Below are 10057 nucleotides of genomic sequence, written 5' to 3'. Positions count from 1 at the left end.
ATCGTCCACGCCGGGCCGAACGCCCAGCCCGGCGGCTGCCATGTCGGCTTGTTCAGCCTGGCATACCAATCGGCACGCGGCGTCATCAGCCCGCCAATCAGGCAGAGCGCGACGGCCCAGGCGATGGCCCAGCCGCGGGCAATGTCGGCAGGTGTGTTGAAATACTCCATAGCTCTGCATAGCCTGTTTGGCAGCTGCGCGCGCGGTTGCATTCGGTCACAGGCGCGGGCAGAGCGTCGGGATGGATCTTTCTCGCTTTGCCCGCCGCCGCTACACCGCTGGCTTCACGCCCATCGAGCCGCTGCCGCGCCTGTCGGACGCGCTGGGCGGCGCCGAATTGTGGATCAAGCGCGACGATTTGCTCGGCCTGGCCGGCGGCGGCAACAAGACCCGCAAGCTGGAATTTCTGATTGCCGATGCGCTGGCCAAGGGCGCCGACACGCTGATCACCGTGGGCGCGCCGCAATCCAATCACTGCCGCCTGACGCTGGCCGCCGCCGCCCGCGAAGGCCTGGCCTGCCGGCTGGTCATCGAAGAACGCGTGGCCGGCAGCTATGCACCGGATGCACTGGGCAACAATCTCCTGTTTGATCTGATGGGCGCGGCCAACGTGCGCATGGTCAAGGCCGGGGCTGATCTGGCCGCCGAAATGGCCGCCGATGCCGCTGCGGTCACGGCGGCGGGCGGCAACCCGTATATCATCGTCGGGGGCGGCTCGTCGCCACTCGGCGCGCTCGGCTATGCCGCTTGCGCGCAGGAAATCATGGGCCAAGCCTTTGAAGCCGGGCTGGTGTTTGATCGCATCGTGGTGGCATCGGGCAGCGCCGGCACCCACAGCGGCCTGGTGGCTGGCCTCGTGGCGCTCAACGCCGGCATCCCCGTCACCGGCATCAACGTGCGCCGCCCCCGCGCCGAGCAGGAGGCCAATGTGCTGAAGCTGGCGCAGGCCACCGCCGATCTGCTGAACACGCCGCAGCCGCAGGCGAGCGACATCGTCTGCCTGGATGAATGGGTTGGCCCCGGTTATTCGCTGCCCACCCGCGCCATGGTGGAGGCCGTGCGCCTGCTCGCCGCGCGTGAAGGCGTGCTGCTCGATCCCGTCTACAGCGGCAAGGCGATGGCCGGCCTCATCGGCCTGGTGCGCGATGGCCGCATTGCCGCGCACGAACGCGTGCTATTCCTGCACACCGGCGGTTCGCCGTCGCTGCCGGCCTTTGCCGCCGATCTGCGCAATGCCGATCTGAACTGATGGCGGTGTGGCGCACGATCGGCGTGATCGGCGGCATGGGGCCAGCCGCAACCGCCGCGTTCATGGCGCATCTGGTCGCCGGCGTGACCGCCACTCAGGATAATGATCATCCGCGCGTGCTGATCGACAGCAATCCGCATGTGCCCGATCGCAATGCCGCCGCCCTCACGGGTGCTGCATCGCCGGGCCCGGCGCTGGCGGCGATGGCGGCGGCACTGGCGGGGCAGGGCGCGCACATCCTCGCCATGCCATGCAACGCCGCGCACGGCTGGGCCGATGCCATCACGGCGGCGCCGTTTGTGTCGATGATCGATGCCGCCTTGGCCGAAGCGCTGGCGCATGGGCCACGCAGCATCGGTGTGCTGGCGGTGGGCGCAACGCTGGCGCTTGATCTTTATGGCCGCGCTTGCCCGGTGCCGGTGCTGGCCGGCGATCTGGCGGTGGTGCAGCCCTGCGTTGATGCCATCAAGGCCGGGGACCGCAGCGCAGCCACCCGCGCTGGCCTGGCCGACGAAGCGGCGCGGCTGGTAGCGGCCGGCGCCGACGTCATCATCGCGGCCTGCACCGAAGTGCCGCTGCTGCTGCGTCAGGATGATGTGACCGTGCCGTTGATCGATTCCACCGCAGCCCTGGCGCGCGCCACATTGGCGGCAGCGCGATTGCCGGATAAGGCATCATCATGAGCCAGACCGTAGCCGCCGTTCTTGATGCCATGGGCGCCGCCCGCCCTTATGCGGTGTCGCGCCCGCTGCGCATGGCCACGCTCGATCTGGCGCCGCCCGGCCCCGGCGAAGTGCTGGTGCGCATCGAAGCGGCTGGTCTTTGTCACAGTGATCTGTCGGTGGTGAACGCCGATCGCCCGCGCCCGCTGCCGATGGCGCTGGGCCATGAAGCCGTCGCCCGCGTCGAAGCCGCCGGGCCGGGCACACGCCTGCTACCCGGCGCGCGCGTGGTCATGGCGTTCTTGCCCGCCTGCGGCCACTGCGATGCCTGCCACCGCGGGGAGCCGTGGCTGTGCAGCAATGGCGCCGCGGCCAATGGCAAGGGCGAATTGCTCGGCGGCGGCTTTCGCTTGTCTGATTGCGGCCAACCCGTGCACCATCATCTCGGCCTGTCGGCCTTTGCCACCCATGCGGTCATCGATGAGCGCAGTTGCGTGGTGATCGATGATGATATTCCTGCCGAAATTGCCGCCCTGTTTGGCTGCGCCGTGCTCACCGGGGTGGGCGCCGTGTTCAATTCGGCAGTGGTGCGCCCCGGCGAAAGCGTAGCGGTGTGGGGCCTGGGCGGCGTTGGTCTGGCGGCGTTGATGGGCGCGGTCGCGGCCGGCGCGGAGCCGGTGATTGCCATCGATCCGGTGGCACAAAAGCGTGCGCTGGCGCTGGAACTGGGCGCGCGCGCAGCGGTTGCGCCTGATGACGTGGACGCAGCTTTTGCCAAACACGGCGCGCCGCGCGTCGCCATCGAAAGCGTGGGCAGCGGCAAGGTGCTGGCGCAGGCATATCGCACGGCAGCGCGCGGCGGGCGCATTGTCACTGTGGGCCTGCCCAATCCGGCCGACCTGTTCACCATTCCAGCGGTGAGCCTGGTGGCCGAAGCCAAGACCATCATCGGCAGCTACATGGGTTCAGCGGTGCCGGCGCGTGATATCCCGCGCTATATCGCGCTGTGGCGGGCCGGCCGGCTGCCCGTGGAAAAGCTGCTGACCGGCGTGCTGCCGATGGCGCAAATCAACGAAGCGCTCGACGCTTTGGCCAGCGGCGCGGCGGTGCGCCAGATATTGATCCCCTGATGCCGGCCCTCTGGTGGCCACTGATCGGCGGTGCACTGGGTTTGATCGTCGGCAGCTTTCTGGCGCTGGTCACGGCGCGTTGGCCGCCGGGTGAAACCATCCTCGGCCGTTCGCGCTGCGATCATTGCGGCGTGACGCTGACGGCGGCGGAACTGGTGCCCTTGCTGTCCCATCTCGTGCAGCGCGGCCGCTGCCGCCACTGTGGGCAGGCGATTGCTGCCCGTCATTGGCATATCGAGCTGGCGGCGGCGCTGATTGGCGGCGTGTTGCTGTGGCGCTATCCGCCGCTGGCCGGAGCAGCGGCAGTATTTGCCGGTTGGTGGCTGCTGGCGCTGATCGTGCTGGATACCGAGCATTTTTGGCTGCCCGATCGCCTGACCTTGCCGTTGATTCCAGCCGCCCTGGTGCTGGGCCACTTCATCGGATTTGCGCTGTTCGCTGAGCGGGTGCTGGCGGCTGCGATTGGTTTTTTCGCGCTGTGGGCCTTGCGCTTTTCCTACCGGCTGCGGACCGGGCGGGACGGGATGGGCGGCGGCGATCCCAAGCTGTTCGCCGGGATCGGCGCCTTGCTGGGCGTGGTGCCGCTGCCGTTCCTGCTCACGGGGTCGGCAGGGCTTGGGCTGGCATTGGCCTTGAAAGACAGGCTGCAAGGCCATGCGATTTCGGCCACAACGCGATTGCCGCTGGGGGCGCTGCTGGCCGGCATGGCACTGGTGTTTCTGGCGCTTGGGCCCAATTGGTGGGAGATGCTGCGATGACGGTCTTTGCCGGTGCCATGCGCCTGCCGGGCAATCGCGCCGAAGTGTATCAGCGCAAGGCGTTCCTGACGGCGGGCGAGTGCAGCGCCTTGATGGCGCTCATCGATGTGCATCGCCGCCCGTCCACCATCACCGATGCTTATGGCGCCGCCGCCGATTTTCGCACCAGCGAGACGGCCGATCTGCCCGGCGATGATGCGGTGGTCGCAGCTGTCTATCGGCGTCTGGCTGCCTACGCCGGGCTGGATATTGCCCATGCCGAGGCGCTGCAGGGCCAGCGTTATGCGGTGGGCCAGCAATTCCAGATGCACACCGATTATTTCGAGCCGACCGGCCTCGATTTTTTCCCGCACACCGAAGACGGCGGCCAGCGCACCTGGACGATGATGGTCTATCTCAATGAGCCCAAGGCCGGCGGCGCGACGCGGTTTCAGCATCTGGGCAAGCTGTTTGCACCCGAAACCGGCAAATTGCTGGCGTGGAACAATCGCTTGCCGGATGGCACCCCCAATGCCGCCACCTTGCACGCCGGCATGCCGGTGCGCGCCGGCACCAAATATATCATCACGGCCTGGTTCCGGGACCATCCGCGCCGCCACCCAGCGGTCACGGCCTGAAACGAAAAAGCCGCCGGGCCTTGTCAGGCACCGGCGGCTGGTTTTCAGGCGATGATCAGAACTTGGATCAGAACTTGGCGGAAATGCTGGCCTGGAAGGTGCGGCCAAGCACATAGGTGTTGGTATCGACCCGGCTGGCATTCAGGGTCTGGAATTCCTGATAGCGGGTGTTGGTCAGGTTGCGGCCTTCCACCTTGGCTTCGATCTCGCGGCCCAGGACCTTGAAGCCCTGGCGCAGCACCAGATCAAGGCGAATGCCGGGTTTTTCAACCAGATCGGGCTGACCCGATGGACCGCGGAAGGCTGCGCGCGTGCTGGCATAGTTGAACAGCAGCGTCTGTTCCGAAAGGCCGTCCTGATCCTGGAAACCAAGCTGGATGTTGCCGACATGATCCGACTGACCGGTCAGCGGCAGGCCATTCTTGAAGATGTCGGTGGCCGCCACGGTGGTGCCCGACAGCGGGAAGCGCGTGGTTTGGCCAGCCTTCACGCGGATTTCGGATTGGGTGTAGGTATAGTTGGCCGACACCAAGAAGCGGCGGCCTTCAAAGAAACTGCCCCACGCATCGAGATCGAAATACTTTTGCGCTTCGATTTCCGCACCATAGAGCCGCGCGTTGGGCGCATTGGCGAATGTGGTCTGGAAGGTGCCGCCTTGCACGAAGGCGATAGCATCGATGGGATCATCGATATTCTTGAAGAAGCCGCCAACCGCCAGTTTTTCATCGCGGCCGAAATACCATTCATAACGCGCTTCGGCGTTGATCAGCTCCGAATTGGTCAGGAACTGGTTGCCAAAGCTGAGACGATCGCTTTCGGTATCGAAATACGGCTGCGGTGCCAATTCGCGGAACTGCGGGCGCGCAATGGTTTTTGATGCCGCGACACGCAACTGCATGTCTTCCTTGAAATTCCACGTTACCGTGATCGCCGGCAGCCAATAGCCGCGGTTGATGTTGGTCGGCAGGTTGAAAGCCGATCCTGGATTGGAATTGAACACGTCCACCGGCGTCACGTTCTGGCGGCCTTTTTCGTAGCGCATGCCGCCAACGACTTGCACGCCATCGGTTGGCTCCATTTCGACCTGGGCGTAGCCGGCGTTCACGGTCAGACCGGCATCGTAGCGCGGTGCCACCGTGGAGACCGAATTGAGGATGACGCCGTATGTGAAGACGTTGAAATCGGACAACAGCACATCAGGACGCTGCTGGGTGACTGCACCCGGCAGAGCCGCATTGGTCTGATACCGATAATCGAAGCGTTCCGATGAACGATCGGATTTGCTGTAGGCATAGCCAGCGGTGAACCGCACCGGGAACGCGCCATTGCGAATTTTGTAACCAAGATCGATGCCGCCGCCGAGGACGTTTTCGTTCAAGCGGCTGAACGCGACCAGGCTGGATTGGCCCGGGGAGCGCAGATCGTTGACAAAATCCTGGAACTGCGCCGAAAACGCATAGTTATTGAACCGCTCATACGGCGACAAGCGCTTGGAATTGGCATAGGTGCCGCGCACGTCCAGCGTCAGATCATCCCATTTGAATTCACCGACAATCTGGGTGTCGATCAATTGGCGGCGGAACAATGCCGTGGCATTGCGCTGCAGCAGCACGTCACGGCCGACATTGATGTCATCAAAGCCGGCCTGGATGCGGGCTTCCTTGATGGTGTCGTTCACGTACAGGTTCGAAAAGCGGATCTTGTGATTGCCGAATTCGGCGCCGATGCTGAACAGGCCGTTGAGGACGGTGCGAAACTCGGTGGCGACGAAATCGAAATCCTGATCGGCTTCCAGTTGCAGCGTGTTGCCGGGGCCGACCGATGCGCCGCCAGACAATTGCTGCTTGCCGGCTTTGGTCATCCAATCGCTGGAGAAGCCGCCGGCAAATACGAAACCGATCCGCGCATCACCCACATCCCAGGCACGGCCGCCCGACATGTTGGCACCCCAGTTTACCGGCAGTTCGTCGTTGGTCAGGACCAGGTTGGTCTGGGCGTTGGCCAGCGTTGACGTGATGGTCTGCAATTGCGATTGCGTGAAATTGGCACCGACTGCCAGCGCCCGGCCGGCATCCTGGCTGGCGCGCAGGCCAGCAGGCAGGCCGCGCGTGCCATCGTCAAAGCCGGTCCAATCGGTGCGGCCACCGGAATAGACATAGCCAAGCTGGCCAGTGGTTGCAGTGTTGGCACCGATACTGCCGCCCACCGAGAAAAAGGCTTCCTTGGGCACGGCGCGGGTGGTCAGGTTGATCACGCCGCCGCCAAATTCGCCAGGGAAGTTAACCGAATAGCTTTTTTGCACCACAGACGATGCCAGCACCGATGTCGGGAACAGATCGAGTGGCACGACGCGGCGCAGCGGATCCGGCGACGGGATCGGCAAGCCGTTCAGCAGCGCCAGCGAATAACGCTCACCCAGACCGCGCACATAAACATAGCGGCCGCCAACCACGGACAGGCCGGTGACGCGCTTGAGCGCGCCGGCAATATCGCCTTCGCCGCTGCGGGCAATGTCAGCCTGCGACAGCACCGAGACAACTTCACGGCTCAGGCGGACCGTGTTGGGGATGCGCTTGCCGATGACCACGATTTCGCTGCCCTGCCCGCCGGGGATGGACACATCGACCGGCTCTTCTTCCGGTGGTGCTTCCTCGACTGTTGGTGCGACGGGCGCGGGTTGTGCGGCAGGCTGTGCCGCCGATTGCGCCAATACAGGTGCCGCAAGGCCCGCCAATATGGTGGTGGAAAGCAGGATGTGCAGCGAATGTGGCATGGTCATGGTTCAGATATCCCTGATGATGCCACACGGGTGGCCTGGCAAACGGCCGGGACGCGGGCGCCCCGGCCGTCAGGGCGATTACTGGATCGGAACCGGAGCAGTTTCGCAGGCCACAGCGCCGGCGCCGACGCCGCAAGTCCAACCGGTGTACCAGGTGTCGGTGGCGTTGCGGAACGCACCCACGAACGTGGTTTCATCGAAGAACGTGCCGGTGCCGGTGTAGGTCGTGCGCGGATTGGTGCCAACGGCGCTGGTTTCGAAGGTGCCGGGCAGGAACACGCTGGTCAGGGTCAATGTCACTGGCGGCAGCAGATTGTTGTTGCCAACCAGCAGCGGCGTGATGCTTGCGAGCGGCACGTCGGCCTCGTCACGGGCAGCGCCGGAGCAGGCGAAAATCACCGAGCGGAAGATCGGCGCGCCGGTTTCGTCTTCGGCAGTCGTCGCGGTGGTGACTGCGGTCTGCGCGCCATCGATGTCGAGGCACAGGCCGGTCGCCGTGGTGTTCTGGATGATGCCGTTCACCAGGCCATAATCGGTGCCGCCGCGCAGCAGCACGCTGTCAGGGGTGCGGTTGCCGATGAAGGTGAAATTGGCGATGCGCGGGTTGGAGCGCGGGGTGCGGGTTTCGCTGCCGGCGGTTTCGGCTTCGATCACGCGGTCACCGCCAGTGGTGCGCTGCACGACCAGCACATATTGCATCAGGCCCTTGAAGCCGAGATCGGTATCGAGCGAATCGTCATCCGCGCCGGTCACCACGACAAACCTGTGATTCACGCGGCCACCGAACCATTCGATGCCATCATCCGAGCTGTTGTGCACCTGGATGTTATTGGCAAACGTGCCGGAACCGACGCCGGCAAAGGTGATGCCGTTCAATTCGTTGCCGGGGCTGACTTCGAAGCCCGGATAACGGATCTGCACGAACTGGATGCGGCCGGAGTTGTCAGCTGGCGAACCGCCGCCGTAAAACGCGCCGGTCAGGCCTTCGACGGCCGACTGGCAGGCAGCAGTGCCGGGCGCAGCGCCTGCGCCAACGCAGGTGTGGATCGGCGCACGGCCGAGGACGACGAGGCCGCCCCACTGGCCGATCGAGCTGGCGTTAACAGCGCCTTCCATGTTGGAACGGCTGGTCAGGATGATCGGGCGGGTGGCCGTGCCTTCGGCGAACATCTGCGAACCGCGATTGATGACGAGCGAATCGGCGCCGGACGAACCGAAGATCACCACGCCGGGTTCGATGGTCAGGATGCCCTGGGCAGCGCCGGCAACCGGTGCGCCGGGATCAGCACCCAGATCGGTGCCGACGTTGACGCGGCCATTCAATGAATACACCACGCCGCGAAGGTTGCGCAGCGTTTGCGCGCCGATGATGTTGCCCGAAATAGCGCAATTGCGCAGATTGTTGATAACGCCAACGTTGGACGTACCTGTTGGGCAATCGGCGGCCGGGCCAATAGGCGTCGGGGTCGGGGTGGGGGTTGGCGTCGGGGTGGGGGCCGGCGCCGGCGCAGGCGTCGGCGCTGGCACCACGAGCGTGCCTTCACCCGGCGACGCGATATTGGCGGCACCATCGCAGGCGGCGACAGCAACAGCCGAACCGATCAGCAGCAAAGCGCGAAGACGAACGTTCATGGGACACCCCTTTGGCCGTTGGTTTGCAAAATTTGGGGCGAAACCATGGCCGTTGGATGCCACCCCTAGATTAAGGATGGCAGATAGAGGGGATTCGTGGCGATGAGATTACGAACGTGCTGCATAGTCATGACGATCGCATGACAGTTTCATGACGCGCTCACCCGGCCAGCACAGGCGCCTTTTAGGGTTTGACCGTAATGTCAATCAGTTGATTGCCCCGTCTCACCCTGAATGCCAGTTGACCGTTCGCGGCCAGTTCCTGAGGAAGTTCGATGATCTTTTCTTCGGACAGCAGTTCTGAGCCGTTGGCCGCGACCAATATGTCGCCCAGTTGCAGGCCGGCGCTGGCCAGCTGGGGCAATCCGGCCAGGCTGGTCAGCCGCCAGCCGCCGATGCCGGCAGCCGTGCGCACCGGGCTGGTGGCCAGCAGCCACGGCGTCGGATCGCCGCCAGGTGGCCGCGGCGGGCCGGCGGCAACACTGGGTGCGTCCGGAAACGCCAGTGCCTGCTCCCCGCCCGGCCCGGCCAGGATGGCACGGCCCGGCTCGACCCGCAGCAGCTTCAGCCCGCCGGGCAGGCTGCGGCCCGGGCGCAGCAGATATTGCCGCCCGCCCAGCAGGATGATGGCCATGCCGCCATCCGGCCCGGTGCGCACGCCGGCCAAGGCCAGATCGGGCGGGGTTGCGGCCGGAATCGCCATCGGCGCCGGCACTTGCGGGGCTGCGGCAATCGTTACCGCTGGCTGCACTATGTTCTCATCGCCGCCAAAACCGCCGCCGCGCAGCAGCCAGACCAGCGCAGCAGCGACCGCCAGCCCGCCGCCAATGGCAATGGCCCATTCGCGGCGCGATGTAACCGCGCGCGCCATTACGGGCAGCCGGCCAGCCCGGCCACCGGCAGCACCAGCGCGCCGCCATCGGCTTCGGTGATGGTCAGGCTGCCATCGCGCACCACGGCGCCGCCGGCTGTCGCGGGCAGGATGGTCAGCCGCACCTCATAGCTGCGGCCCTCGGATCGAAACCGGGCGATGGGCGCAAAGCCGAGCACGGCGTCCCCTTCGGTGCCCGTAACCGGCAGATCGGTGATGCGGCCATTGATCAGCAGGCGCAGCACAGCCGGGTTGCGGCCCAGCATGGCAAAGCGTTTGGTGGAGGCGCGGTCCCACAAAAACAGTGCGCATTCGCCCGGCGGCAGCGGCTGCGGCGGCAATTCACCCAGCCCGCCCGG

10 protein-coding genes are annotated in these 10057 nt (G+C 65.3%); 5 read left to right on the top strand and 5 right to left on the bottom strand.

The genetic code is table 11. The annotated features are described in order from the left end of the window. Positions 1–170 (bottom strand): tryptophan-rich sensory protein (locus tag ABWP50_RS01380; RefSeq protein ID WP_353216228.1); only part of this gene is annotated, 170 nt, incomplete at its 3' end. A gap of 71 nt (positions 171–241) precedes the next feature. Here ABWP50_RS01380 and cuyA point away from each other — a divergent pair. The 5 genes from cuyA to ABWP50_RS01355 are packed head-to-tail and all read left to right on the top strand — an operon-like array spanning position 242 to position 4416. After that, positions 242–1249, top strand: a complete 1008-nt coding sequence (gene cuyA, locus ABWP50_RS01375) for a D-cysteate sulfo-lyase (protein WP_353216194.1) — start codon at positions 242–244, stop codon at positions 1247–1249. Then, the gene (gene cuyB, locus ABWP50_RS01370) at positions 1249–1932 is read left to right on the top strand and encodes a cysteate racemase (RefSeq protein WP_353216193.1); all 684 of its coding nucleotides are present in this window, start codon (positions 1249–1251) and stop codon (positions 1930–1932) included. Before cuyA ends, cuyB begins: the two co-directional genes overlap by 1 nt. Continuing rightward, positions 1929–3041: a zinc-binding dehydrogenase gene (locus tag ABWP50_RS01365; protein ID WP_353216192.1), complete on the top strand. Its 1113-nt coding sequence runs from the start codon at positions 1929–1931 to the stop codon at positions 3039–3041. The genes cuyB and ABWP50_RS01365 overlap by 4 nt, the downstream gene beginning before the upstream one ends. Then, positions 3041–3799: a prepilin peptidase gene (locus ABWP50_RS01360; protein ID WP_353216191.1), complete on the top strand. Its 759-nt coding sequence runs from the start codon at positions 3041–3043 to the stop codon at positions 3797–3799. The genes ABWP50_RS01365 and ABWP50_RS01360 overlap by 1 nt, the downstream gene beginning before the upstream one ends. Further along, the gene (locus ABWP50_RS01355) at positions 3796–4416 is read left to right on the top strand and encodes a prolyl hydroxylase family protein (protein ID WP_353216190.1); all 621 of its coding nucleotides are present in this window, start codon (positions 3796–3798) and stop codon (positions 4414–4416) included. The genes ABWP50_RS01360 and ABWP50_RS01355 overlap by 4 nt, the downstream gene beginning before the upstream one ends. Positions 4417–4483: 67 nt before the next feature. Here the strand turns inward: ABWP50_RS01355 and ABWP50_RS01350 are convergent, their stop codons facing one another. From ABWP50_RS01350 to ABWP50_RS01335, 4 genes are all read right to left on the bottom strand, one after another. Further along, positions 4484–7195, bottom strand: a complete 2712-nt coding sequence (locus ABWP50_RS01350) for a TonB-dependent receptor domain-containing protein (RefSeq protein ID WP_353216189.1) — start codon at positions 7193–7195, stop codon at positions 4484–4486. A gap of 78 nt (positions 7196–7273) precedes the next feature. Beyond that, complete coding sequence (locus tag ABWP50_RS01345) at positions 7274–8827, bottom strand: beta-helix domain-containing protein (RefSeq protein WP_353216188.1); 1554 nt, start codon at positions 8825–8827, stop codon at positions 7274–7276. A gap of 184 nt (positions 8828–9011) precedes the next feature. Then, positions 9012–9698, bottom strand: a complete 687-nt coding sequence (locus ABWP50_RS01340; RefSeq protein ID WP_353216187.1) for a hypothetical protein — start codon at positions 9696–9698, stop codon at positions 9012–9014. Beyond that, positions 9698–10057, bottom strand: a 360-nt coding sequence (locus ABWP50_RS01335; protein ID WP_353216186.1) for a hypothetical protein, incomplete at its 5' end; no start/stop codon positions are given. The genes ABWP50_RS01340 and ABWP50_RS01335, both read right to left, overlap by 1 nt.

Source organism: Sandarakinorhabdus sp. (assembly GCF_040398645.1).
In the GTDB taxonomy this organism is placed as follows: Bacteria; Pseudomonadota; Alphaproteobacteria; order Sphingomonadales; family Sphingomonadaceae; genus Sandarakinorhabdus.
Note: the sequence above shows the minus strand (reverse complement) of the source record. Positions and strands in the feature narration are given on the sequence as shown.